The organism is Azospirillum brasilense, assembly GCF_005222205.1.
Classification (GTDB): domain Bacteria; phylum Pseudomonadota; class Alphaproteobacteria; order Azospirillales; family Azospirillaceae; genus Azospirillum; species Azospirillum brasilense_G.
This window is the reverse complement of sequence record NZ_CP032349.1, coordinates 1-22,786: the sequence shown is the minus strand read 5'-3', so window position 1 is coordinate 22,786 and position 22,786 is coordinate 1. Positions and strand designations below refer to the sequence as shown.

Here is a 22,786-nt window from a genome sequence, read left to right as displayed (position 1 = left end):
GCGGTGGCTCCGTGGGGACCTTCTCAGGACGCTCCATGCGATGGAGGTTGGGCCGGCTCGGGGTAGCGCGCGTCGTAGGGATAGCGGGGAAAGTCCTTGCCGAGCCTCCGCCAGTCCGCCAGCCACCGTTCGGTGACGGTTCGCCCCTCCTCGCGAAGCGTCGCGAAGTAGTCCGGGCAGCGGTTGAACTTCGAGGTGTGCTTGAGCCCCCAGGCGGTGTCGCGGGTCATCTTGATGGTCCGGACCGCGACGATCTTGTGGTTGTCCAGCGGCGGACGCCCGTTTCCGTACCGCTCGATCCATTGGTTGATCGTCATGATGGCGTCCAGTTCCTGGTTGAGCGACAGGTTGCCGGCCAGATCGTTCTCCCGGTCCCGGATGTCCTCGAGACCGATGTTCGGCGAGGCGGGATGGAATTCCTGGGGGTTGATGCGCACGATCCAGACCTCGTCCGGCTTGTCGTCCTTCACCCTTGCGTCGAGAAGGTCGCGCACCGGCGGATTGCGCGAGTACAGGCCATCCCAATAGTACCCGTTGCGGGTGACGGTCCGGCCCGGCACGCAGGTCGGGAACACCATGCCGGGGATGACCTGCGCGGGCAGGACCTCCGGAAGCGTCCCCGACGCCGCCACGCCCTCCAGCGAGATCGCCCGGCGCATGCGCCAGCGGGTGATGTCGTACTGGTTGATCTCCCGGCCGTCCGGCCGCAGACCCATCTGTTCGAGGGTCTTGTTGGAATCGAAGACCTCGAAATTGCCGCTGAGCACTTCGATGGCGCCGGCGAGAATCCGGATGTCGGCTTCGGCCACCCGCGGCCAATCGATCGCCCCGAAATCCGGACACAGGTCCTTCAGCAACTCGGTGAATCCAAGATACTGCCGGCGCGCTCCCATCATGGTGAGGCCGGCCATTCCGAACTCGCCGGCGCTGGAATAGGGGTTGGCCGCCGGCAGCGGCAATCCCTGGGATTTCCATTCCAGCAAGGCGGCGACCAGATGATTGTGGGCGGTCTCGACCGGGGTGGTCGCGGCGAAGGTCGTCCACAGGAAGTCCAGGCGCTCGATCGCCTTGCCGATGGTGCCGCACGCCGTGTCGGCGGTGTTCGGGGCGAGGCCGTACCATGCCGCCAGCGCGCACAGCGCGCCCGCCGACGTGCCGCTGATCGCGACGATGTCGAAGGTGTCGCCGTCCTGCGGTTTCTCGTCCCAACTCTGCTTCGTCATCAGGATGGTCCTCAGGACGCCCCAGGTGAACGCCGCGTGCGTTCCTCCCCCCTGGCAAGCGATCGCAACCCTCTTGGTGGGCATGTCTTCACCGCCTTCCCGTGCGTCTAGGGCGACCGGTCGCTGGGCGACAGGTGGCTCGACTTGTTCCCGGACTCCTCCCCCGCCAGGGTTTCCTCGATCCGCCCAAGCAGGTAGGGGAAGAAGGGGTTGGACGACATGCGGAGCAGGGCATCCATGCTGACGATCAGCGCTCCACGCTCCCCCCGCGCGGCCACCGCGCCCAGATGGATGCCGAAATCCTCGTTGGGGTCGGGGTGCAGACCGTAGAGGGAATCGGTCGTCGGGAACGGCAGGGCGACATGCGACAGCGAATAGACGTCGAAGGGATAAACCAACCCCAATTCCTGCACCCGCTCCGTCTCCGTGCCGGACTCCATGGTTCGCGCGACCACGTCGGTGCGCTCCGGATCGGCGTTGGTGATGATCGTGGTCCTGAACCGGCGGGGCGGGTCGGGCAGGATGCGCGCCAGCATGGTGTCGGACGCCGAACTGAGAAGCGGGCCGAATTTGGTGTTGCGGTTCACGTCGAACAGCACGAGTTCGCTGCCGTTGGCGGGCAGGTGGGCGTACAGTCCGGACAGGATCGCCCGCGTGCTGACGGTGAAATCCATCACCGATTGGAAGGTGAGGATCGGGGCCAGCCCGTCCAGTTCACCGCTCGCGCGGCGTGCGATTCTGCTTTGAAGAGCCGAGGTCAGCAGATGTGACTGCCGTGCGCCGTTGACCGGAAAAGAGTTGTACTTGAACGGGTTGAATTCCGGCACCACGCCGAGCCAGGCGGCTTTCGCGAACGGGGGGAAGATCGCGGGCAAGCCGGCCAGCCCGGCGAAGCGCGCGAATGCGGTGATCCCGATCATGGGCGAGATCAGAACGATGCGGTCGGGGCGCTTCAGCCGGGCATCGTCGAGGGCGTCGAGCGCATACATCATCGCAAGCGCGCCGCCGTTCGAAAACCCGACGACATGAAACGGCTGGTCCGGAGCGATGCGCCGCTGCGCCTCGCGCGCCGCCAACCGGGTGGCGGCCGACCAATCTTCCCACTCGATGTCCGTCAGACCCGCGGGAACCGTGCCGTGTCCGGGCAATCGGATGGCGATGGCGACGAAGCCGTACGCTTGATAAAGACGGGCGATGTGACGAAGGCTGTAAGGTGAGTCGGTCAAACCGTGAAGGAACAGCACCGCTCCTTTGACCGGACCGTCGGGCTCAAGCACATAGGAACGGTTCCAGTCCTGGGAAAACTGACCAGGATAGATCGGGCTTCCATCGAAATACCGGTTGACCGGGATGCGCTCACCCGGAGGCAGTTTCTGGGTGACTTCCGTCCGCACACTGTCGAAGATGGCGGCCTCTGTCTTCATGTACTCTGCCCAGCCGCTGCTCTCCAGATCTTTCCTGTGCAGTTCCTGTGGCACGAAGGTGTGCCAAATTTCCAGTGGCAGGCCACGTTGCGAGTCATAGGCGCGCACAAGAAGAAGAACGACAGCGCTCACGGTGAGCAGCGTGATCATTCTCCTTGCGATTTTGCGCGCCCACAGTCTCATGAAGATATGACTTTCGATTTCAGAGAGTTCGCTTAACCACCGCAAATTGGGGCAACCGGTTCGAACGCGCCCTGAACCATGCGAACCGAGGCGAAGCCGAACACGCCCATGGCGATGGCTGTCTTGAGAGGTTCCCGTACACCGCCAGGAGTCTCGGTCATTGCAAGCGGTCGTATAGGAATGTTGACGTAATAATCAGGCCGCAAAGCGACCAGACATAACCATACTATGCAAATGGCATTGCCGATGAAAGACTTCCATAATGACTAATCCGGTCATTCATTATAAGTTATGGCGCTACACTCAATTTATGGCGGCGATTTCGGCAAAAATTGCTTAATAAGGACTGAGATTCTGCCTGATTGATGATGTTTAATGTATGAATAATGAGGCCTGTGCGCGACAGGGCCGCGGTGCTCACCTTGGAAGCTGTTGAGGCGGCGCGGCATCGGATCGGGCAGGAAGAGTTCCGGTTCCCGGCTGACGAGGGACGGCGCGGCGGCGCGGCGACGGACACCGGTTCGGCGAGGAACTCGGCGCCGAGGTGAAATTCGGGGAGGTGGTCTATGGCCCGAACCTGCGCTTCATGCCGCCGGCCAAGCCCAGCGCCCTCCTGCGGCTGCCGCCGCACCGGCTGCTGACCGGCGCCATGCGCCTGGCTCTGGAAAGGCTGCCGACCTGGAGCCTGCGCCCCTTCATCCTGTCCTTCGTGACCACCTAATCTCAGTCCGGAGCCCTCGCTGTTCCGCGAGGGGGCGATCCTGGTCAACAAACGCGGCGAGCGCTTCGCCGACGAACTGGACCGCCCGAACTACGCCCTGGCCGAACAGCCCGACAAGGTGGGCTTTATCGTCTTCGACGACGAGGTGGCGCGCAAGTTCGGCAAATGGCCGCACTTCATTTTGACCGCTCCCGGCGTCGCCTACGCCTACCTTCAGGACTACAAGCGGACACGGCCGGACCTCTACCATCGCGGCCGGTCGGTCGAGGAGCTGGCGTCGTCAATGGACGTGGTGATCCCGATCATGTTGTGGCGCACCGCCCGCACCGCCCGCACCGCCCGCTGGTCATTCCGCGAACACGCGTTCGCGGCTCCGGCGGATGGTGGGAAGGATGATGGCGGCCAGCAGCAGGCCGGTCAGGATCAGCAGCGCGAGGCTGCTCGGCTCGCGCAGGAAGATGGTCGGATCGCCGCGCGACAGGATCATCGCGCGCCGCAGATTCTCCTCCATCATCGGCCCCAGCACGAATCCCAGGAGCAGCGGCGCCGGCTCGAAGCGCAGGGCCTGCAAGACCCAACCGAGCAGCCCGAAGACGGCCGTGGTCACGAGGTCGAAGGCACTGTTCGACACGCCGTAGACGCCGATGCAGCTGACCAGCACGATGGTCGGGTAGAGGAGGCGGTACGGCACGCGCAGCAGCCGCACCCACAGGCCGACAAGTGGCAGGTTCAGCACGATCAGCATGGCGTTGCCGATCCACATGCTGGCGACCACGCCCCAGAACAGGCCCGGCTCGGCCTGCATGATGCGGGGACCGGGGGTGATGCCGTGCAGCATCAGCGCGCCGATCATCAGCGCCATGACCGCGTTCGACGGCAGCCCGAGGGTGAGCAGCGGAATGAAGGAGGTCTGCGCCGCCGCGTTGTTGGCCGATTCCGGCCCCGCCACCCCCTCGATGGCGCCGCGCCCGAGACGATGCCCACCGTCCGCTCCGGACCGGCGACCGCGGCGATCGTCGGGTCGTTGATCCCGTTCTGGGCCGAAGCGATGACGCCATCCGGCCCCAGATAGGGCAACACCAATTCCGCCGCCCAGCGCGTGTCGTAGGATTTCATCGCGACGAATGCGTAATCGAAGGGCGCCTCCCGCACCAAGCTCTGCGCGTCGCCCACACCCAAAGCGCGGACCGGCTGGGTGAAGGCTTCCTCCGCCGTGATGGCGGTGATCGATAGGCCCCGGGCGCGGATCGCCGCCACATTCTCCCACCAGGGATCGATCAGCGTCACCGCGTGCCCGGCACGCGCCAGATGGGCGCCGATGTACCCACCGACCGCTCCCGCTCCTGCGATCAAAACGCGTCGCGTGTCGCTCATTTCCGTCTTCCTGCTCCGCCCTCCCGCGATCGCGTCGCCCCGTTCACGTCGCCGAACCAGCGGAAAACCGCGCTCGGGGCAAAACGCACGCTTGACGCCAAGCTTAAATCCTATTTTCCTATATGAAATAAGAAAAATAATAACACAATGATTTTTCGTTGTTGGTGCGGCGACCATCCGGCGACGCTCCCCCCTTCCTCGCCCCTTTACGCAAGGAGACTCGGCATGAAGGCCTCGGATGACTTCCAATGGATGCTGATCGCGTCGCTCAGCCCGTCCTGCGCCTTGCCCTTGCCACTGCCGCCGGATCCTTCGGACGATACGCCGGACCAGACGGTCACGCCCCACCGGACGCACGCGGAACTGCCCTCGCTCAGCCATCGGCTGGCCATGGGGGCCGGCGTTGTCCTGGCCGTCCTTCCGGTGCTCGTGGCCGCGTTGGCCTGATCCGCCGTCACGCCCGGCCTCGGCCGCCCCCAATTTCCCGACGGACGCCCACCATGACCGATCCCACCCTTCCCAACCTGTCCCGACTGCGCGGCTTCATCGTCGCCTTCACCCGTCTGGTGGAGCGGCTGGACGATGACGAGGCCGCCATTCTCGACGCGGGGCGCCGTCTGCTGGCCGGGCTGGTCGCCGTGGACGACTGGCTGCCCGACGCATACGCGCAGCCCGATCCGGTCCATTACCGGCAATATCTGCTGCATTGCGATCCCCACGAGCGCTTCTCGGTCGTCAGCTTCGTCTGGGGACCGGGGCAGCGCACGCCGATCCACGACCACACCGTCTGGGGCCTTGTCGGCGTGCTGCGCGGGGCGGAGCATTCCCAACGCTACGAGTTGCGGGACGGCCCGCCGCTCGCCACCGCCGCCGACCTTCTGCCGGTCGGATCGGTGGAGGCGGTGTCGCCGCGCATCGGCGACGTCCACGCCATTTCCAACGCGCTGACCGACCGCCCGTCGATCAGCATCCACGTCTATGGCGGCAACATCGGCGGCATCCGGCGGTCGGTCTTCGATCCGCTGACCGGCGAGCGCAAGCCCTTCATCTCCGGTTACGCCAACAGCGCCCTGCCCAACCTGTGGGACCGCTCGAAATCCGTTCCGCAAGCCGCATAATAGGTACCGGAAAGCAAACCATGAGATGGTCCCCATCGGCGCCGGCTGGCGTGTGGTTCAAGATCCTCCGCTCTTAAGGGCCATGGGGCCGACGAGCCCCGTCGGTCGTGTGAACTCAGTGGCCGTCGGACGCCCTGAATCCGTTCGCGCCGCCTGAGCGCCCACGGGGTGGGGCGATCTCCTGATTTGCTCACCTCGCCGCAACACGCCGTTGGTCGCGCCAAAGCCGGTCACCTCAGGAGAAGGAGGCCTGTCCCGGTGCCGATCAAAGCGCCCGCCCACACCAGATCGAAATTCACCCAGCCACGGCGCAGGATACCGAGCCCGACGGTCTCGAAGACCACCAGCCCCACGATCGCGATTACCACCAGCATGGCCGTCATATGCACCAGGACGACAGCCAGCCCGGCGGCCGCCGACCCGAATGCGGCAATCGTGCCCGTCATCTCGGCTCCCGGTCCACAGAGCGACAGCGCCATAAGCTGGGCCGGCGCCAGCATGCCCAGCAGCAGGGGCAGGATCATCAGCCCGGCCCCGTGCGCCGATGCCATCAGGAACGACCACAGCGTCAGACCGGCAAAACCGGTGCGCATGCCGACCCGCACCCGATGCCGCTGGCCACGCACCAGCCGATAGCCACCAAGCCCGATCAGCACCGCCACGGTGGCCGGCTTCAGGAGATCCGGCGCGGTGACCAATTGAACCATGGTAAAGCTGATCACCACCACCAGCACTGACAGCGCGTGACCCAGCGCGATGGGGGGCAGCGCCTTGATCACCGCCCCGCGGCGGCCTTCCTGAAGTCCGAGAGCTACGGCGAAGAGCCACCCCATGGCCGGGTTGACCCCGTGGAAGGCGCCGAGGCCGATCAGCGCCAGCCACTGCCACGCTTCGCTCATGGATAGCAGTACGAGTCCGAGGACGCGTCGCCGCCTTCCAGCCGAATCTGGTGTCCGCGGAAACCGTCGTCGAAACGCAGGAAGAACCGCTCGTCGATGCTCAAACCACCCTCCGGGGAGGCGTCGAGCTTGACCATCCAGCTCTTGATGCCCTCGGGATAGAATTGGTCATCCCAGCTCCGGTACAGCGAGTTGGTGAAGTAGACCCGCTTGCCGTCACGGCTGACCTCGACCATCTGCGGGCCGCCGTTGAGGTCGCCTTCAGCACTTGGGTGGCGGCTGCGCCCGACGATCCCGCCCAACCGGACCGAGCCGGTCAGTTTGGGTCGGAAGGGATCGGAGACGTCGTAGCGTTGCATCTCTCCGGTGCCCCAGCACGACACGTACAGCCAACGGTCGTCGAGAGACAGGTCGATGTCGGTGACCAGCGGCGGCACCGCCTTGAAGCCTTTGAGGATGGGGGGCAGTCGATCTGGATCGGCCGGCTCCGCCGGGATGTCGATGATCTTCCGCATCGCCCACTGTCCGCCGTCGCGATGCCACAGCCAGATCGACGAGGAGAGATCCTTCAGATTGACCACAGCGTTCATGAAGCCATGCGCCTTGGTCGGATCGTGCGCCGGGCGCAACTCCAGCGCCAGCTGGTACTCCGGACCCAAATCGATGGTCTGCCGGTGCCGGCGCCGGTGCAGGTCCCAGAAATGGACTCGGCGACCATACTTCGCACCCAGCAGAAGTTCAGGGTTGAGGCCGTCCTCGATCATGTCGGGCGTACCCCATTCGCTGGTGATCATCGTATCCTGGCCGAGATGCCACCAGACGTCGTAGGAGAGGAACTGCGGGCCGCGGTCGATTTCCCATTGGCCAAGCACGTCGAACGTCTCATGGTCGATAAGGAACACGCCGCCCGGCCCACCGCCATTGCCCCCGCCGTTGCCGAGCGCGCTGACATAGATGCCCTCAGGACCGCAATGCAGCGTGTGGGGGCGGGAATAGTTGGCGCGGGCGGCCAGCTGCTCCGGCTCGATCACCTTGACGATCTTTGGATGGGCTGGGTCTGCCTTGGTGTCCACGATGTGAATGCGCGAGGACCGCAGGCCCGGTACGATGAGGTAGCGGCGCTCGACGTGCGGATGAGGCGCGTAAGGGCACAAAGCGGAACTGCAGGCGTTCCAGCCGAAATGATGCAACTCATCACCGACATTCGGCATGTCGAGGCGGCTGATGATCCGGCCGTAACCCGACGAGCCGGGATCGACGTCAACGACACCGAGCGCATCCGGGCGGGCGCTGGTGTCCGTGTTCAACATCGCCACATAGGCCAACCGCTCCGGGGGAGCTTGCATCGCCATACGTGGAGACGGATAAAAGCTGGGATCGGGGGTCCAGGTGGCCATGGAAGAACCTCTCAAGTCGCCACGCGCCAAACAAGGAAGGTATCGCAACGCAGAGGTTGGTGATGCACAGGAAAGGGGTTTGTCGATTCTTCCATAAGTCGGTTTGGTCACCCCTATTCCGGTTCAGAATAATTGGGATAAACGCGCGGTAATCAGGTGGTGCTGGAATTCCGGAGCGTCTTATGCGCCACCCACATCCATTGGTGGTCCCAAGCCGATCGCCTGATCTGCGGTTTCTGTGAAGGCGAGGACGGCCTTCATACCCTTCCGCGCTGCGGACTTGCCGCATTCAGAGGCGTATTTTGGCAGCTTCGCACCTTAACTTTGCCATGGAGGGGTGCCATGACCACGTCGGCGGCCATAACCTTCGATTTCGGTGACCTGAAACGAGCCATCGAACAGAGCGATGCTGATACGCTGGTTCGGTTTTATGCCGATGATGCCGAGATGATCATCGTCGATCGCAACCGTCCGCCCAGCGCGCCGATGACGCTGTCGGGCAAAGAAAAAATCACGGCGTTCTGGCGCGATGTCTGCTCCAGGAACATGACGCATCGTGTCGGTCGGGAGGTGGTTGGGGCGGACCGCGCCGCCTTCGTTGAAGAGTGCGCCTACCCCGACGGGTGCCATGTGATGTCGGCGATGACACTCGACCTGCGAAATGGCCGGATCGCCAAGCACCTCACTGTCCAGGCATGGGATGAGGTCAGCTGCGCGACTGGTCCGGCATCCTGAAGCCCCCTCCAAAGCTGGATTTGTGCAATCTCCACGACTCATTTTGAGCCGTATAAGATCAATGCTGAGCTTTCAAAGCGAGTAGACTGCGCATGGTCTGCTCCATCACGAATTTATACATGATTTTTATGGAAGATTTCGCTGGTTCTGGTCCTGTTGTAAGGAACGCCGATAGGTTTCCAGGAGCGCAACACCGATGGTTCATCGACCTGGACCGGGACGGTCGCGGTGTCCTCGACGTCGCTGAGATCACCGGGACAAACCAAGCGCCGACGTTCGTCGCCATCACGCACCCTCGCAAGCGCCATCTCAATGTCCGAGGTGATGTGGTGGACGTCCACCACATCACTTCGCTCCGCGGGTGGTCGCCAGCGCTTGGCGCATGAAGACGTGGCCGCTGAGGTTGAGCGGCTTTCGTCATTGCTTCAGCAAGCCGGGCATGGCGATGAGCCTCGGTGGCCTGGGGACAGGCACGATGCCGCGGCCCTCTGCGCGGGCGTCAGCCCGCCCGCCGCCCGCGGGAGAATAAAATTTCACTGAACGCTAATGACAACGTTGTCATTTAAACTGAACGACGATATGATAACGTTGTCATTAGCGTTCATCGCCTTGCCCTCATCTGGCCGGTCAGGATTGCCCCCATGAGCCTGTTTCTCGATGCCCTGCTCGACAGCCCTTTAGACGACAGCATCCGGGGGGTGCCGCCCGGGGCGGCGCCGCTGCGGCTGCGCGATGTCGGCGCCCAGGGCTGGCGGCCGGCCGCGGGCGACATGGCGCTTCCGGTGCTGACGCTCGACGAGGACGCCTTCGCCGCCAACCGGGACCTGATCTTCGCCTATGCGCGCCGTCACGGTGTGGCGCTGGCCCCGCACGCCAAGACGCCGATGGCCCCGCAGATCGCCTCCGCCCTGGTGGAGGCCGGCGCCTGGGGCGCCACCGTCGCCAACCTGCAGCAGGCGGCCGTTCTGCTGCGCGCCGGCGTGACCCGGCTGATCCTCGCCAATGAGATCGGCGGCCGGGCCAGCGGCGAGCGGCTGGGCGCGCTGCTCGCCGCCCACCCCGACGCCGATTTGCGCGCCTTCGCCGATTCCCCCGCCGCGGTCGAGACGCTCGCCGCCGCGGCGCGTGCCGCCGGCCGGCGGCTGCCCGTCCTGGTCGAGGTCGGCGCCGGCCGCGCCGGCGCCCGCGACCGGGCGGCGGTGGACGCGATCCTCGCCGCGATCGTCCGGCATCCCGGCCTGCTGGTCCTCGACGGCGTCGCCACCTACGAAGGGGCGGTCGCGACCGCCGATCCGGCCGAGACCGCCGCCAACATCGCCGTCCTGATGCGGCGCACGGCGGAGGCCTTCGCGCTGGTGCGCGCGCTGGCGCCGGAGCGGCCGCTGCTGCTCACCGCGGGCGGGTCCGCCTTCTTCGACATGGTGGTCGCCGGTCTGGTGCCGGTCGCCGAAGCCGATGGCAACGCCACGCTGGTGCTGCGCAGCGGCGCCATCTTCTTCCACGACCACGGCGTCTACGAACGCGCGCTCGGCGCGCTCGACGCCCGGCAGGGGTTCGCCTGCGGCGGCGCCACCGCGGCCGATTTCCGCCCGGCCCTGCGCCTGTGGGCGGAGGTGCTGACCCGGCCCGAGCCGGAACTGGCCATCTGCGGCTTCGGCATGCGCGACGCCTCCTTCGACCAGGACCTGCCCCGGCCCCTGCGGGTCCACCGCGACGGCGCCGCGCTCTCCGCGGAGGGCCTGCGGGTGACCCGGCTGAACGACCAGCACGCCTTCGTCGCCGTGCCGGGCGGACACGATCTCGCCGTCGGGGATATCGTCGAGTTCGGGATCTCGCACCCCTGCACCTGCATCGACCGCTGGCGGGTGCTGTTCGGCCTCGGCGCCGACGGGCGGGTCCGCAGCGCCTACCGCACCTTCTTCGGCTGATCCAAGGCGGTCCGACACGCCATGCAGACATTGAATTTCCAGCAGCTCCTGCGTTACCAGGACCAGCTGATCGACGGCACGCTGCACACGCTGCTGCTGACCCTGGTCGCCGCGCTGATCGGCACCGCCATCGGCGTCGCCGGGGCGGCGGCAGTGCGCAGCGGGCCGCGCCCGGTGCGCTGGGCGATCCGCGGCTATGTCGAGCTGATCCGCAACACGCCCTCGCTGATCCAGCTGTTCGTGGTCTTCTTCGTGCTGCCGGGCTTCGGGCTGCGGATGGGAGCCTTCGAGGCGGCGGCGATCGCGCTCGGCCTCTATTTCGGCGCCTACTGCACCGAGATCGTCCGCGCCGGGCTCGACGCCATCCCCGGCAGCCAGGTCGAGGCCGGCCAGTGCCTGGGGCTGACCCGCTGGCAGGTGTTCCGCCATGTCGTGCTGCCGCCGGCCCTGCGCAGCGTCTATCCCGCTTTCACCAGCCAGTTCGTCCTGCTGCTGCTCGGCACCTCGCTCGCCTCGCAGATCTCGGCGGAGGAGCTGTTCCACACCGGCGGCTTCATCGAGACGCGCACCTACCGCAGCTTCGAGGTCTATGCCGTGATCTGCGGCATCTACTTCGCCCTGGTGATGACCTTCAAACTGCTGTTCGCCGCGGTGGGGCACCTCGCCTTCCGCTGGCCGGTGCGGCGCTGACGGAGACACCGGCCATGCGTTCCTTTTCCCTCGCCGACTTCCTGTCGCTGCTCAGCGCGCTGCAATGGACGGGCGTCCTCGTCCTCATCGCGCTCGCCTTCGGCGCTCCGCTGGCGTTGGGGCTGGCCCTGATGCGGACCAGCGCCCGCCGCGCGCTGCGCTGGACCGCCACCGCCTTCCTCCAGCTCGTCCAGGGCGTCCCGCTGCTCGGCCTGCTGATGTTCTTCTACTTCGGCATGCCGGTCTTCCTGGGGGTGGAGATGCCGCCGCTGGTCGCCGTCGGCATCGCCATGACCGTCTACACCGCCTCCTTCCTCGGCGAGATCTGGCGCGGCGGCATCGAGGCGGTGAAGCACGAGCAGTGGGAGGCCGCCGCCTGCCTCGGCCTGTCGACCTGGCACCAGTTCCGCTACGTCATCGCGCCGCAGGCCTTCCGCATGGCGCTGCCGCCGACCGTCGGCTTCCTCGTCCAGCTCATCAAGGGCACGTCGCTGGCCTCGATCGTCGGCTTCGTCGAACTCGCCCGCGCCGGGCAGCTGGTCAGCGCCGCCACCTTCCAGCCCCTGCTGGTCTATTCGATCGTCGCGGCGATCTACTTCGCCGCCTGCCTGCCCCTCACCCTGTGGGCGCGTTCCCTGGAGGCCCGTCTCAATGGCGCTCGTTGACATCAAGAACGTTACCAAGAGCTACGGTTCCATCGAGGTGCTCAAGGGGGTTTCGCTCAGCATCGACGAGGGCGAGATCGTCACCATCATCGGCAAGTCGGGCTCCGGCAAATCGACCCTGCTGCGCTGCATCAACGCGCTGGAGCGCATCGACGGCGGCGAGATCACGGTGGAGGGCCAGTCGGTGCGCACCGACATGCCGAACCTGCGCGGCTTCCGCCAGCGCGTCGGCATCGTCTTCCAGGCCTTCAACCTGTTCCCGCACCTGACGGTGGAACGCAACATCACGCTGGCCCCGGTCCTCAACAAGCGGATCGCCAAGGCGGAGGGCCGGGCGCTGGCGCTGGACGTGCTGGCCCGCGTCGGGCTGGCCGACAAGATCGACGCCTATCCGGCCCAGCTCTCGGGCGGGCAGCAGCAGCGCGTCGCCATCGCCCGCTGCCTCGCCATGGGGCCGCACCTGATGCTGTTCGACGAGGTCACCTCGGCCCTCGACCCGGAGCTGGTCGGCGAGGTTCTGAAGGTGATGGAGGACATGGCGCGGCAGGGCATGACCATGGTCCTGGTCACCCACGAGATGGGCTTCGCCCGCAACGTCGCCTCCAAGATCGTCTTCATGCACCAGGGCCGCGTCTGGGAGGAGGGGCCGCCGGCGGAACTCTTCGCCAATCCCCGCACCCCCGAACTGCGGAGCTTCATCGCCTCCGCGCGCTGAGCCACCACCGGTCCCCTTCACCGATCCCGCTTCACCGGCCCCCCTTCACCGGCCCCTTGAGGGCCGGACAACGACCAGAACAGAGGAGCAATGTCGTGAGACTCTTCCGGACCCTTGCCGCCGCCGTGGCGGTCTGCGCCACCGTCGCCCTGTCCGCCACCGCCCTGCCGTCCGCCGCGAAGGCGGATGCCCTGCAGAACGTATTGTCGGCGGGCAAGCTGCGCGTCGGCGTGCTGATGGACGCCGCCCCCTGGGGCTTCAAGGACGCCAAGGGCGAGGCCGCCGGCCTCGACATCGACCTTGCCAAGCTGATGGCCGCCGACATGGGCGTGAAGCTGGATCTGGTCCAGGTGACCGGCGCCAACCGCATCCCCAGCCTGCTCGCCAACAAGGTGGACGTGCTGATCGCCGCCGCCGGCGCGACGCCGGAGCGCGCCCAGCAGGTGACCTTCTCCCAGCCCTACGCCGCGGTCAATCTCGGCGTCTACGGGCTGAAGGGGATGGCCACCGCCACCGACGCGGCCGAGCTGAAGGGCCACAGCATCGGCGTCGCCAAGGGCTCGACGCTCGACATCTGGCTGACCGACAACGCCCCCGGCGCCAAGCTGGTCCGTTTCGAGGACACCCCCGGCGCCATCGCCGCCTATCTGGCCGGCCAGGTCGAGGCATTCGCCGAGAACAGCGCCATCGCGCTGAAGGTCACGGAAGACAATCCCGGCAAGGATGTCGAGCTGAAGTTCCTGATCCGCCAGTCGCCGGCCCATGTGGCCGTCCGCCACGGCGAACAGGACATGGTCAATTGGATCAACACCTTCCTGTTCTACAACCGCCTGAACGGCAAGCTGAGCGCCCTTCAGATGAAGTGGTTCAAGGAAAAGCAGACGCTTCCGCAGATGTAATCCGCCGTTCGGCATCGCAAGAGAGGTTTCATTCGATGATTACGAGGTTCCAGGTTGGTTCGCGCATGAGCCAGGCCGTCGTCTGCCAGGGCATGGTCCACATCGCGGGTCAGGTCGCCAACAACCGCAAGGCTTCGATCGGGGAGCAGACCCGGGACGTGCTGGCGAAGATCGACGCCCTGCTGGAGGAAGCCGGCAGCGACAAGTCCAAGCTGGTCGCCGTCAACGTTTTCCTGCCGCACATCACCGACTTCGACGCCATGAACGAGGTCTACGACGCCTGGATCGACCCCGCCAACCCGCCGGCCCGCGCCTGCACCGAGGCGCGGCTGGCCGATCCGGACCTGCGGGTCGAGATGACGGCGCTGGCCGCTCTGTAAGCGGGCTTTTTCGGCGAACCGGAGGAGGCGCCGGGCAACCGCTGCCCTGGCGAAAGCTGTCACGGCAAACGCTGTCACGGCAAACGCTGTCAGGGCGCCCCTCCGTCAGAAGGTTTTTGGAATGCACACTGGCCTCTACCACGCGCTCGATTTCGCCGCCGACGGCAAGTCGCTGGATTTCCTCAGCATCCCGTTCTCGGTGGACCGCTCCCCCTATTATCAGGTGAAGGTCCCGGTCTGCCGCGTGCGCAACGGGGCCGGTCCGCGCGTGCTGCTGATGGCGGGCAACCATGGCGACGAGTACGAAGGCGAATTGCTGCTGGGCCGCCTGTTCCGCCGGCTCGATCCCGCGCGCATCCGCGGCGAGGTGACGATCCTGCCGGCCACCAACGCGCCGGCCGTGATGGCGGCGCGGCGCCGCTCGCCGCTGGACGAGGGCAATCTCAACCGCGCCTTCCCCGGCGACCCGGCCGGATCCCCGACCTTCCGACTGGCGCATTTCCTCGAGCACGAGCTGTTTCCGCGCCACGACGTGGTGTTCGACCTGCATTCCGGCGGCACCTCGATGGCCCACCTGCCGTGCGCCCTGATCGAGCGGCAAGGCACGCCCGACCGGCTGGGCCGCGCCCTGGAACTGATGCGGGCGCTGGGCATGCCCTACGGCTTCGTGGCCGAGAACGGCGCCACGGCGCCGACCTCGATGGCGGCGGCGGCGCGGGCCGGGGTCATCGGCATCAGCGGCGAGTTCGGCGGCGGCGGCACGGTGACGCCGGAGACCATGGCCTATACCGCCCGCGCGATCGACAACCTGCTGATCGCCGTCGGGTTGACCGATGCGCCGGTCCTCTCGGTTTCCGGGCCGGTTCCTGTCCCCCAGCAATTGCCTATGCAGTTGCTTCAGCTTGACAGCCACCGGCAGGCGATCTACGCGCTGCGGCGCGGCTGGTTCGAGCCGGCGGTCGACGTCGGGGCGCGGGTCGACGCCGGTGACCTCGCCGGCTGGTTCCACGACCTGACGCGCTTCGACCAGCCGGAGGAGGAACTGCGCTTCCAGGAGGCGGGCATCGTCATCTCGCGGCGCCTGCACAGCGACAGCGAGGCCGGCGACTGCCTGATCCAGGTGGCGCGACCGGTCGAGGAGGCGGGCGTCCTGACGCGCGCGGCCTGACCGCGGATTGACAACCGCGGATCAACAGACGGGAGACGGGCGGCATGAGTGACACCGGTGCGGCAAGGCGGCCGCCGACCATCGACGACGTCCTCCGCCTCCGGGCCGCGGAACCGTTGCCATCCAGCGACGGGGGGCCGGTCGAGGGGGGGCCGGCGACGGGGTGTCCCGTGATGGGGCGGCTCCGCCGCGCATCGTCGAGATCGCGCGGCTTGCCGGTGTCTCGCCGATCACCGTCTCGCGCGCCCTGCGCCATCCGGAAAAGGTGGCCGAGGCCAAGCGCCGCAAGATCCTGGAGATCGTGGAGCGCACCGGCTACGCCACCAACCCGCATGCCCGCGCGCTGAGGTCCGGCCAGTCGAACATCGTCGCCGCCTTCGTCTCGAACCTGCAGAGCCAGCAGTTCTGCCTCGCCGTTCAGGGCTGCGGCGAGGTGCTGGAGCCGCAGGGCTACCAGCTGATGATCGGGCAGACCTCCTACTCCTACGCCAAGGAGACGACGATGATCCAGTCGCTGCGCGAGATGCGTCCGGCGGCGGTCATGTTCACCGGCGTCATCGAGATCGAGGAGAACCGGCGGGCGCTGCGGGCTCTGGGAATCCCGATCATGGAAACCTGGGCCTATCCCCGCGACCCGATCGACATGCTGGTCGGCTTCTCGAACATCGACAGCGGCCGCCTGGCGGCCGAGCATTTCGCCGAACGCGGCTACCGTCGCATCGGATTCATCGGTCGCCGCAGCGGCCGCGGCGCCCTCCGACTCACCGGCTTCCGCGAGGGCGCACGCGCCGCCGGGCTCGACATCGTCGCCGAACTGTCTGTCGACGGGGTCAGCAGCATGGTCGACGGCCGCCGCGCGCTCGCCGACCTTCTGTCGCGCAACGCGGAGGTCGAGGCCGTGTTCTGCGCCAACGACCTGCTGGCGACCGGCGCGCTGCTGGAGGCGCGCCGGCTGGGCATGCGCCTGCCCGACGACATCGCCATTCTCGGCTTCGGCCACAACGACGTTGCCGAAGAGCTGCCGCCCGGCCTGACCACCATCGGGATCGACAGCCGTGACCTTGGCCGTCAGGCCGGGTCGATGATCCTGCAACGAATGCGCGGCGAGACGCTTTCGGAACCGACCTGTGCCGTCGAACTGACGCTGACCCGCCGCGGCAGCAGCTGATGGGTCGGCCGAGGAAATCGTCTTCGTAGACGAAATGCTCATCAATGCCTTTTTCCAGGCCGACATCGCCACGCCGGGCGGGGGCGTGCTGACGATCCACCTCCGCAGCCTGGAGCCAGAAGTCGCGGAGCAGGAGGCGGTCGGTCGCTGCCGCGATCGTCTTGCCCGCAATGCGGCGAGGCTCGAACGGGCGCAGGTTCTGGCGGAAGCCGATGCCGACCTCCACGACGCGATGACCAGACGCAGGATGACCGCTTTCCGCGACGAGAAGGAGGCGGCGGTTGCTGGTGTTCTGCGGGACGTGCAGGGCGGCGCCCAGCGCGCGCAGGTCCGCCTCGAAATTTTTGGTGTCGTGGCCCTTGTCGGCTCCCGGACGACGCGCTGGAGGGCGCCCTGCCGGCCGCGGCCTACTTGCCGCTGAAGCCGAAGGAACCGGAAGGGCAGGGGGGCGAAGGCGGCTCGGCAGTCAGCCGGCCGGGGAAGGGTGCCGCGCCAGCGTTTAAGCTCGGTTTCCAGAACGTCCCGAGGACGGCTCCGCGCGTGAACAGGGAACCGCATGCCGGTTCCCCGTGCCTTTGGCATGGGAGCGGACATGCGCGCGCAGGCGGTGGAACGGGTGGGTGGCATCATCGACCGGATCGAGAACCGGCACCCCGGTCCAGGAGGCCCACCGGTGCCGACGGCGGAGGTGATCCGGACGCTCGGCTTCTTTGTGCGCGAAGGCGTCCAATGGCCGAAGTTGAAGGCCGCGGACGGGCGCGTCTCGGGCTCCACCCGGCGCCACCGCATGGGACGTCGTGGTGGACAGTTGCTCGGCGCGGGCTAAGCGGGGTGGCGAGCTGACCGGGGCGAACCCGACCGACCGCGGTGAGCCCGGAACCACAACCGCTGGCTCTGCCTGCGCGACGGGGTCCAGCCGCACATCCGCAAGATCGGCGAACCCCACGGTTCGGGGCTCGGCAAGGTCCGATGCGTTGTCGAGCATGGGTGCGCATGGCTGCTGGCGAACAAGCGCTTGGACCGACGACAGGACAGGCTGCGGCGCCATTCCATCCGAATCGAATTTCGGAGGCCAAGCAAGCTGCTCCCAAACAGACAGTACCGCCTAACGATTGACACCCGCGGGAGCGGGGCAGGTCAGCAGCCCGATGGGGCACGGAGACCGGGCGGAAAGGCGAAGCGGCGTGCGGCCAGCGCGATAAGAAAGGCGACCAGGGCCAGTGCGGTGACCACGGGTGGTAGCAGCGGCGTCCCTCCGGTCGTGAGCAGCGCCCCGCCAAGCGCCCCGCCGGCCGTGATCGCCAGGTTCCACGCCGTGGTCACCATTGCCTGTGCCAGATCGACGCCATCACCGGCTGCGTCCGCTGACGCCGTCTGCATCATCGCGCCGGCGCCGCCAAAGCCGAGACCCCAAATGATGGCCGCCGCATAGACGGCAACGCCCTGTTCGCCAGCGAAAGTCAGGAGGATCGCGACGGCTGCGAACGAACCGATCGCCAGTAGTACCAGTGCGCGCAGCATCCGATCCACCAGCCGCCCGACCATCCAAATGCCGACGAGCGAACTGGCGCCGAATGCCAGCAGTACGAGATCGACCCGCACGGCCGCAGCCGTCGCGAACGGCGCGATGTAGGTGTAAAGGATGTTGTGTGCCGTCATCCATGTGAGGATGACGAGGAAGATCGGCACGACACCTGGCGTAGCGATGACACGGCGCAGCGAAGGCCGATCGTCGCCGGTCCGACCGGGCGCATCGGGCACTTTCGCAATGATCCACCCAATCAGCATGACGCTGAGCGCCGATAGGATCAGGAACGAACCGCGCCACCCGACCAAGCCCCCGAGAAAGGTCCCCAAGGGTACACCGAGCGAGAGCGCCAGCGGCACGCCAACCATGGCGAGCGCCATTGCCGGCCCGGTCTGGTCCGGACGTACGATGCTGCGCGCGTAGCCCGCGAGGATCCCCCAGGCGAGCCCCGCCGCACACCCGGCGACGAACCGCGCAACCAGCACAACGGTGATCGATCCCGCCCATGCCGTTAGCGTGTTGCCGATGACGAAGCAGAGAATGGCGGCGAGCAAAACGCTCCTTCTGGGAAGGCCTTGGCTCAGGCTCGTAAGCGGGATCGCCGCCAACAGAGACCCCAAGGCATAGACAGCGACGAGCTGTCCCGCGATCGCTTCGGAGATCCGCAAGCCGGACGCAATCTGCGGCTGCAATCCAGCGGGGAGCGTCTCGGTAACGATGCACAGGAAACCACTGGCGGCGAGGCCTGACAGCGCTGCGGTGGGGAGAGCGGCGCGCGGGACTGACCCTGCTTCGAGGCGACTTGGCGAGGAGGTGCTGACCGAGCTGACCGCATTGCGCTCGGCGCTCCGAAGGTCCGCCAGGGTCTGCGCGACGCCTTGCGGCAAGTGGCCGACATGGTGGCCGAGGCACCTGTATGTCTTCCATGCTTGTATGAGTTCCGGCGGGAAATTGGATGCATTCAAGTTGACATTGTTGGTCTTCGAGGAGCATACGGTTACGAATTGCATGCAGGCATTGCTTGCCATTGCCTACCGAAGGAACACGCGATGTCATCCGAACAGGAGTGGCCGCCTCTTCCCCCTCTCAGCACCGCACCGTGTGGATGCTGCCCACGTCATGGGCAGGGTCATCTGTTCAGCGGCTTCCTGAAGCTGCGATCCCGCCGCGAGGCCGGGCGTCTGGACTGCTCCAACGCCGACCCGGCTGACGGCCCCGCCTTCTTCCTGACCTGCTTCGTCGGCATTCCCACGGTCCTCTTGGCGCTCGGGATCGGGACAAAGATTGAGCCCCCTTGCTGGATGCACCTTGTCACGACCCTGCCGTTCCTGTTGCTGGCCTGTATTCCGCCCTTGCGGCCATTGAAGCATTGGCTGGTGGCCAGCCAATGCTTCCGCAAGGCCGGGGAAGCCCGCTTCGGTACAGCCGCGCCAACCCAGCCGTCGGCGGCCCCGCCCGCAGACAAAGACCCACGATCGACCTGATTGTCGTCAGATTCTCCTGACGATATCTGGTGTCATGGATTGGAGATATTCAAAATGTATGACTGGTTCCCTTTGGTCTTCTTTCCGTTCAAGATTATCGTGTTAGGCACGGGCATGTTCTTCGCCATCAAGTGGCATCACGATCAAGCGAAGAAGGATCAAGCGAAGAAGAAGAACGAAACCAGCGAACCGTAAGCGCCCGCCGAACGCACCCGCGAGTCACGGTCGAGGCCTCGGACATATCGAGCGCTGCGGGCCGGCGTGCCAGAACAGTGGCTGCGCACTCAGCACCGGGGGGCAGGTGGCGAGCGCGGTCTTGTACCGCCATCTGGGCCAGTCGAGACGCCGCTGTCGAACCGATCTGTGACGGGGCAGGCTCGGCTTTCGTTCCGAGCGTAGGAACGGTGAGGAAGCAGAACAGCCGAGACCGGCCGGAACGATCCACTCGGCCTGGATATTCGGGCGGCCGAGGCGGTGATGAGCGAGCCTCTCCATCCGGTGACGATGCTGCTGAAAGTCGAGAGTGAACGGATCGTGGCCGCTTGTCAGCGTGTCGCAGCGCGGCGCCGGCGACAGGCATGGCGGATATTTTCCATAAGGCATCTTATGGATTTTAGGATGCCTCCCCAACGAAGCTCTCCCGCCAAATCCACCGACCGGTTCCGTACACCGCTTTCCGGCTCGTGGGGGTCGCCGTCCGGGTTTCCCCTCAACGCCGCAGGGTGGGCTCGGTTTCGCCCGGCAGACGCCGGTTGCGGATGGTCAGCTGGTGGGCCAGCAGCAGCGGGTCCAGCCGCTCCTCCCCGTCCCAGAGCCGGTGCAGCATGCCAACGATGGCCGGGCCGAAATCGTCGGACGGCACGCGGACGGAGTTCAGCCAGTCGGCGATCCACGGGTTGATCGGGTTGTCGTCGAACCCGAAGAAGGCCACGTCGCCCGGCACCTCCAACCCGGCCTCCCGCGCGCGGCGGTAGGCGCCGTAGGCCAGCAGGTCGCTCAGGCAGACGATCACCGATGGGCGGTCCGCAAGCTCCAGCATCGTTCCCATGGCGTGGTAGCCGGCCACGATGTGATCCAGCCCCGGGCCTGTGGCGCAGGGAATGGCCGCCGTGTCCACCCCCGCCGCGGCCAGCCGGTCGAACAGGCCGAGCAGGCGCCAGTGACCGGCGGTGCGGTCCAGCGAGGCGTGGAGGACGCCGATGCGACGCACACCGCGCTCCAGCAGCCGGTCGGCGATCTCCGCCCCAGCGCCCACATTGTCGATTCCGACATAGGGCGAGGACGGGTCGCCGGGGTCCGGGCGGTTCACGAAGACCAGCGTGTCGCCGGCGGCCCGCGCCTCGTCCAGTGCCGGGCTGTCCACCGCGCCCACCAGGATCATCGCGCGTACGAGCTGGGCGCGCATTTCGCGGATGTACTCGTCCTGCACGTCGGCGCGCTCGTGCGTGTCGCACAGCGACATCACCAGCCCCTCCCCGCGCAGCGACCATTCGATGGACGAGGCGATGGCGGCCATGGAGGGGTTGGCGAGATTCGCCGCCAGGACGCCGACGATGCGGCTCTCCCGGCGGCGCAGCGCCCGCCCGACGCTGCCGGGCCGGTAGCCCAGCTCGCGGATCGCCGCCCTCACCCGCTCCGCCGTCTCCTCCGTCGCCTTGTTGGCCACGCCGTTGATGACGCGCGAGGCCGTGGCGACCGACACCCCGGCGCGGGCCGCCACCTGGGCGAGCGACGGGGCGAGCGACGCACGCTCCGTGCGCGAGGCGCGGCTGCGGTCGGCTGGCGGGGGCATCGGCACCTCGGTTTGCGCAAGAGGGTTGGCGGCGGGCGGCGGCGTGAAAACCGGTGCGTAGAGATGCACGCGCGCCTATTGTTTCGGCAAGGGTAATCGATTTCCCTCGGCGGTGATATCGCTATCGACGCCGGCCGACGGACGAATTGCCCATACGCCCCTCCCACAAGGCGGGTGCGGGAAAAAGAAGATTAGGGAGAGGACGCTCATGACAGCCGAAGGCGCCGACCGCGCCACGGTCGTTGACCCCTACGACCATCTCCATGACGAGAGCTACGCCGACGCCTTCGCCCGCGGGCGGGTGGGCGCCGCAGCCCTGGTGACCGTCGCCGGGCGCGCCGTCGAGTCGCTGGATGGCGACTGGCGATTCGCCATCGACCCTCATGACGAGGGGCTGCGCCAGAGATGGTACGCCGACGAGCCGGTGCCGGCCTCGGAGTGGACCGCGCCGCGCGATTACGACGACGGCGCGTGGCAGACCGCCCCGGTCCCCGCCTGCTGGAACATGCTGCGCCCGGAATGGCGGCATTACGAGGGCGGCGCCTGGTACACGCGGACGCTGGACCACCACCCTGGCGAAGCCGGGGAACGCACCGTCCTGCACATCGGCGCCGCCGCCTACGAGGCGCGCGTCTTCCTGAACGGCCAATTCCTCGGCGCGCACCGCGGCGCCTCGACGCCCTTCTGCGTCGAGCTGACCGGGCATCTGCGCCCCGGCCCGAACCGCCTCCAGATCCAGGTGGACAACGCGCGCCGGACCAACCGGGTGCCGATGCGCCACACCGACTGGTTCAACTACGGCGGCCTCTACCGCTCCGTCGCTCTGCTGCGGCTGCCCGCGCTGTTCATTCGGGACTTCGGCGTGGCGCTGGTGCCCCGGCAGCGGCTTTGGCCGCGTCGCCGTGGACGTCACCCTGTCCGATCCGGTGGACGGCACGGCGACCGTCGCCATCGACGGGCTGCTGCCGCCTCCCCGTTCCCGTCGCCGCCGGGCGCGGGCGGGTGGAGTTCGACCTTTCCCCAGAGCTGTGGTCTCCGGAGTCGCCCCGCCTCTACGGCGTCACCCTGCGCTTCGGCAGCGATTCCGTGGCCGACCACGTCGGCTTCCGCGAGATCGCCGTGGCGGGGGAGCGCATCCTCCTCAACGGGCGCGACATCACGCTGCGCGGCGTCTCGGTGCATGAGGACGACCTCACGCTCGGCAAGGCCAGCGACGAGCGGACATCCGCCGCCGCTATGCCGACGCCAAGGCGCTGGGCTGCAATTTCCTGCGCCTCGCCCATTATCCGCACGAC

Annotated in this window: 23 protein-coding genes and 3 pseudogenes; 18 read left to right on the top strand and 8 right to left on the bottom strand. The window is 66.9% G+C overall.

Annotated features, from left to right (window positions below; translation table 11 throughout):
• Positions 1 to 23: 23 nt before the first annotated feature.
• On the bottom strand, positions 24 to 1,307 hold the full coding sequence (locus D3869_RS29285) for a patatin-like phospholipase family protein (RefSeq protein ID WP_137143179.1): 1,284 nt from the start codon (positions 1,305 to 1,307) through the stop codon (positions 24 to 26).
• A 23-nt stretch (positions 1,308 to 1,330) separates the two neighbouring features.
• Positions 1,331 to 2,797 carry an alpha/beta hydrolase gene (locus tag D3869_RS29280; RefSeq protein WP_137143178.1) on the bottom strand — a complete coding sequence of 489 codons (1,467 nt, stop codon included), beginning with the start codon at positions 2,795 to 2,797 and terminating at the stop codon, positions 1,331 to 1,333.
• A 577-nt stretch (positions 2,798 to 3,374) separates the two neighbouring features.
• Here D3869_RS29280 and D3869_RS33320 point away from each other — a divergent pair.
• Positions 3,375 to 3,551: a hypothetical protein gene (locus tag D3869_RS33320; protein ID WP_175426661.1), complete on the top strand. Its 177-nt coding sequence runs from the start codon at positions 3,375 to 3,377 to the stop codon at positions 3,549 to 3,551.
• A 346-nt stretch (positions 3,552 to 3,897) separates the two neighbouring features.
• On the opposite strand, the pseudogene D3869_RS29275 reads toward D3869_RS33320, so the two are convergent.
• Positions 3,898 to 4,521, bottom strand: a pseudogene (locus tag D3869_RS29275) (tripartite tricarboxylate transporter permease); the annotation flags it as partial.
• Positions 4,404 to 4,925: a ketopantoate reductase family protein gene (locus D3869_RS29270; RefSeq protein ID WP_247896117.1), complete on the bottom strand. Its 522-nt coding sequence runs from the start codon at positions 4,923 to 4,925 to the stop codon at positions 4,404 to 4,406. The gene D3869_RS29270 and the pseudogene D3869_RS29275, both read right to left, overlap by 118 nt.
• A gap of 225 nt (positions 4,926 to 5,150) precedes the next feature.
• Between D3869_RS29270 and D3869_RS29265 the strand changes: the two genes are divergently transcribed.
• Both D3869_RS29265 and D3869_RS29260 read left to right on the top strand, forming a co-directional pair.
• On the top strand, positions 5,151 to 5,372 hold the full coding sequence (locus D3869_RS29265; RefSeq protein ID WP_137143176.1) for a hypothetical protein: 222 nt from the start codon (positions 5,151 to 5,153) through the stop codon (positions 5,370 to 5,372).
• Positions 5,373 to 5,425: 53 nt separating this feature from the next.
• Entirely contained in the window at positions 5,426 to 6,043 is a 618-nt protein-coding gene (locus D3869_RS29260) for a cysteine dioxygenase (protein WP_137143175.1), read from the top strand.
• A gap of 230 nt (positions 6,044 to 6,273) precedes the next feature.
• Here the strand turns inward: D3869_RS29260 and D3869_RS29255 are convergent, their stop codons facing one another.
• Positions 6,274 to 6,942, bottom strand: coding sequence for a hypothetical protein (locus D3869_RS29255; protein WP_137143174.1), 669 nt, complete (start codon positions 6,940 to 6,942; stop codon positions 6,274 to 6,276).
• Complete coding sequence (locus tag D3869_RS29250) at positions 6,939 to 8,339, bottom strand: selenium-binding protein SBP56-related protein (protein WP_137143173.1); 1,401 nt, start codon at positions 8,337 to 8,339, stop codon at positions 6,939 to 6,941. The genes D3869_RS29255 and D3869_RS29250 overlap by 4 nt, the downstream gene beginning before the upstream one ends.
• A 342-nt stretch (positions 8,340 to 8,681) precedes the next feature.
• Between D3869_RS29250 and D3869_RS29245 the strand changes: the two genes are divergently transcribed.
• The 11 genes from D3869_RS29245 (at position 8,682) to D3869_RS29195 (ending at position 17,513) form a co-directional block, all read left to right on the top strand.
• A complete protein-coding gene (locus D3869_RS29245; protein WP_137143172.1) occupies positions 8,682 to 9,074 on the top strand; it encodes a nuclear transport factor 2 family protein in 393 nt (130 codons plus the stop codon).
• Positions 9,075 to 9,715: 641 nt separating this feature from the next.
• The gene (locus D3869_RS29240; RefSeq protein ID WP_137143171.1) at positions 9,716 to 11,002 is read left to right on the top strand and encodes an alanine racemase; all 1,287 of its coding nucleotides are present in this window, start codon (positions 9,716 to 9,718) and stop codon (positions 11,000 to 11,002) included.
• 21 nt (positions 11,003 to 11,023) lie between these two features.
• Positions 11,024 to 11,692 (top strand): amino acid ABC transporter permease, encoded by a 669-nt coding sequence (locus tag D3869_RS29235; protein WP_137118677.1) that lies wholly within the window; start codon positions 11,024 to 11,026, stop codon positions 11,690 to 11,692.
• Positions 11,693 to 11,706: 14 nt separating this feature from the next.
• Positions 11,707 to 12,357 (top strand): amino acid ABC transporter permease, encoded by a 651-nt coding sequence (locus D3869_RS29230; protein ID WP_014198859.1) that lies wholly within the window; start codon positions 11,707 to 11,709, stop codon positions 12,355 to 12,357.
• Entirely contained in the window at positions 12,344 to 13,072 is a 729-nt protein-coding gene (locus D3869_RS29225) for an amino acid ABC transporter ATP-binding protein (protein ID WP_094302675.1), read from the top strand. The genes D3869_RS29230 and D3869_RS29225 overlap by 14 nt, the downstream gene beginning before the upstream one ends.
• Positions 13,073 to 13,167: 95 nt before the next feature.
• On the top strand, positions 13,168 to 13,971 hold the full coding sequence (locus tag D3869_RS29220; protein ID WP_137143170.1) for a transporter substrate-binding domain-containing protein: 804 nt from the start codon (positions 13,168 to 13,170) through the stop codon (positions 13,969 to 13,971).
• Between the two features lie 35 nt (positions 13,972 to 14,006).
• Positions 14,007 to 14,351: a RidA family protein gene (locus tag D3869_RS29215; protein WP_137143169.1), complete on the top strand. Its 345-nt coding sequence runs from the start codon at positions 14,007 to 14,009 to the stop codon at positions 14,349 to 14,351.
• A 121-nt stretch (positions 14,352 to 14,472) separates the two neighbouring features.
• Positions 14,473 to 15,519 (top strand): succinylglutamate desuccinylase/aspartoacylase family protein, encoded by a 1,047-nt coding sequence (locus D3869_RS29210; protein ID WP_137143168.1) that lies wholly within the window; start codon positions 14,473 to 14,475, stop codon positions 15,517 to 15,519.
• Between the two features lie 163 nt (positions 15,520 to 15,682).
• Positions 15,683 to 16,687: a LacI family DNA-binding transcriptional regulator gene (locus D3869_RS29205; RefSeq protein ID WP_247896094.1), complete on the top strand. Its 1,005-nt coding sequence runs from the start codon at positions 15,683 to 15,685 to the stop codon at positions 16,685 to 16,687.
• Between the two features lie 34 nt (positions 16,688 to 16,721).
• The gene (locus tag D3869_RS29200; protein WP_137143166.1) at positions 16,722 to 17,108 is read left to right on the top strand and encodes a hypothetical protein; all 387 of its coding nucleotides are present in this window, start codon (positions 16,722 to 16,724) and stop codon (positions 17,106 to 17,108) included.
• 135 nt (positions 17,109 to 17,243) lie between these two features.
• Complete coding sequence (locus D3869_RS29195) at positions 17,244 to 17,513, top strand: hypothetical protein (protein ID WP_137143165.1); 270 nt, start codon at positions 17,244 to 17,246, stop codon at positions 17,511 to 17,513.
• A 311-nt stretch (positions 17,514 to 17,824) separates the two neighbouring features.
• Here D3869_RS29195 and D3869_RS29190 read toward each other — a convergent pair whose 3' ends face one another.
• On the bottom strand, positions 17,825 to 19,225 hold the full coding sequence (locus D3869_RS29190; RefSeq protein WP_137143164.1) for an MFS transporter: 1,401 nt from the start codon (positions 19,223 to 19,225) through the stop codon (positions 17,825 to 17,827).
• Between the two features lie 39 nt (positions 19,226 to 19,264).
• Between D3869_RS29190 and D3869_RS29185 the strand changes: the two genes are divergently transcribed.
• A complete protein-coding gene (locus tag D3869_RS29185; protein ID WP_137143163.1) occupies positions 19,265 to 19,699 on the top strand; it encodes a DUF983 domain-containing protein in 435 nt (144 codons plus the stop codon).
• 54 nt (positions 19,700 to 19,753) lie between these two features.
• The gene (locus tag D3869_RS33315; protein ID WP_175426660.1) at positions 19,754 to 19,894 is read left to right on the top strand and encodes a hypothetical protein; all 141 of its coding nucleotides are present in this window, start codon (positions 19,754 to 19,756) and stop codon (positions 19,892 to 19,894) included.
• Between the two features lie 514 nt (positions 19,895 to 20,408).
• On the opposite strand, the gene D3869_RS29180 is transcribed toward D3869_RS33315, so the two are convergent.
• Positions 20,409 to 21,491, bottom strand: coding sequence for a LacI family DNA-binding transcriptional regulator (locus D3869_RS29180; protein ID WP_137143162.1), 1,083 nt, complete (start codon positions 21,489 to 21,491; stop codon positions 20,409 to 20,411).
• A 208-nt stretch (positions 21,492 to 21,699) separates the two neighbouring features.
• Here D3869_RS29180 and D3869_RS34810 point away from each other — a divergent pair.
• A pseudogene (locus D3869_RS34810) lies at positions 21,700 to 22,269 on the top strand (sugar-binding domain-containing protein); the annotation flags it as partial.
• Between the two features lie 224 nt (positions 22,270 to 22,493).
• Positions 22,494 to 22,559 (top strand): annotated as a pseudogene (locus D3869_RS34805) (hypothetical protein); the annotation flags it as partial.
• Positions 22,560 to 22,786 lie beyond the last annotated feature (227 nt).

What these genes read in the sequence shown, in the direction of transcription:
- D3869_RS29285 (WP_137143179.1), bottom strand. Translation starts at nt 1,307, where the DNA reads ATGCCCACCAAGAGGGTTGCGATCGCTTGCCAGGGGGGAGGAACGCAC.
- D3869_RS29280 (WP_137143178.1), bottom strand. Translation starts at nt 2,797, where the DNA reads ATGATCACGCTGCTCACCGTGAGCGCTGTCGTTCTTCTTCTTGTGCGC.
- D3869_RS29270 (WP_247896117.1), bottom strand. Translation starts at nt 4,925, where the DNA reads ATGAGCGACACGCGACGCGTTTTGATCGCAGGAGCGGGAGCGGTCGGT.
- D3869_RS29265 (WP_137143176.1), top strand. Translation starts at nt 5,151, where the DNA reads ATGAAGGCCTCGGATGACTTCCAATGGATGCTGATCGCGTCGCTCAGC.
- D3869_RS29260 (WP_137143175.1), top strand. Translation starts at nt 5,426, where the DNA reads ATGACCGATCCCACCCTTCCCAACCTGTCCCGACTGCGCGGCTTCATC.
- D3869_RS29255 (WP_137143174.1), bottom strand. Translation starts at nt 6,942, where the DNA reads ATGAGCGAAGCGTGGCAGTGGCTGGCGCTGATCGGCCTCGGCGCCTTC.
- D3869_RS29250 (WP_137143173.1), bottom strand. Translation starts at nt 8,339, where the DNA reads ATGGCCACCTGGACCCCCGATCCCAGCTTTTATCCGTCTCCACGTATG.
- D3869_RS29245 (WP_137143172.1), top strand. Translation starts at nt 8,682, where the DNA reads ATGACCACGTCGGCGGCCATAACCTTCGATTTCGGTGACCTGAAACGA.
- D3869_RS29240 (WP_137143171.1), top strand. Translation starts at nt 9,716, where the DNA reads ATGAGCCTGTTTCTCGATGCCCTGCTCGACAGCCCTTTAGACGACAGC.
- D3869_RS29235 (WP_137118677.1), top strand. Translation starts at nt 11,024, where the DNA reads ATGCAGACATTGAATTTCCAGCAGCTCCTGCGTTACCAGGACCAGCTG.
- D3869_RS29230 (WP_014198859.1), top strand. Translation starts at nt 11,707, where the DNA reads ATGCGTTCCTTTTCCCTCGCCGACTTCCTGTCGCTGCTCAGCGCGCTG.
- D3869_RS29225 (WP_094302675.1), top strand. Translation starts at nt 12,344, where the DNA reads ATGGCGCTCGTTGACATCAAGAACGTTACCAAGAGCTACGGTTCCATC.
- D3869_RS29215 (WP_137143169.1), top strand. Translation starts at nt 14,007, where the DNA reads ATGATTACGAGGTTCCAGGTTGGTTCGCGCATGAGCCAGGCCGTCGTC.
- D3869_RS29210 (WP_137143168.1), top strand. Translation starts at nt 14,473, where the DNA reads ATGCACACTGGCCTCTACCACGCGCTCGATTTCGCCGCCGACGGCAAG.
- D3869_RS29200 (WP_137143166.1), top strand. Translation starts at nt 16,722, where the DNA reads ATGCTCATCAATGCCTTTTTCCAGGCCGACATCGCCACGCCGGGCGGG.
- D3869_RS29195 (WP_137143165.1), top strand. Translation starts at nt 17,244, where the DNA reads ATGCCGGTTCCCCGTGCCTTTGGCATGGGAGCGGACATGCGCGCGCAG.
- D3869_RS29190 (WP_137143164.1), bottom strand. Translation starts at nt 19,225, where the DNA reads ATGCAATTCGTAACCGTATGCTCCTCGAAGACCAACAATGTCAACTTG.
- D3869_RS29185 (WP_137143163.1), top strand. Translation starts at nt 19,265, where the DNA reads ATGTCATCCGAACAGGAGTGGCCGCCTCTTCCCCCTCTCAGCACCGCA.
- D3869_RS33315 (WP_175426660.1), top strand. Translation starts at nt 19,754, where the DNA reads ATGTATGACTGGTTCCCTTTGGTCTTCTTTCCGTTCAAGATTATCGTG.
- D3869_RS29180 (WP_137143162.1), bottom strand. Translation starts at nt 21,491, where the DNA reads ATGCCCCCGCCAGCCGACCGCAGCCGCGCCTCGCGCACGGAGCGTGCG.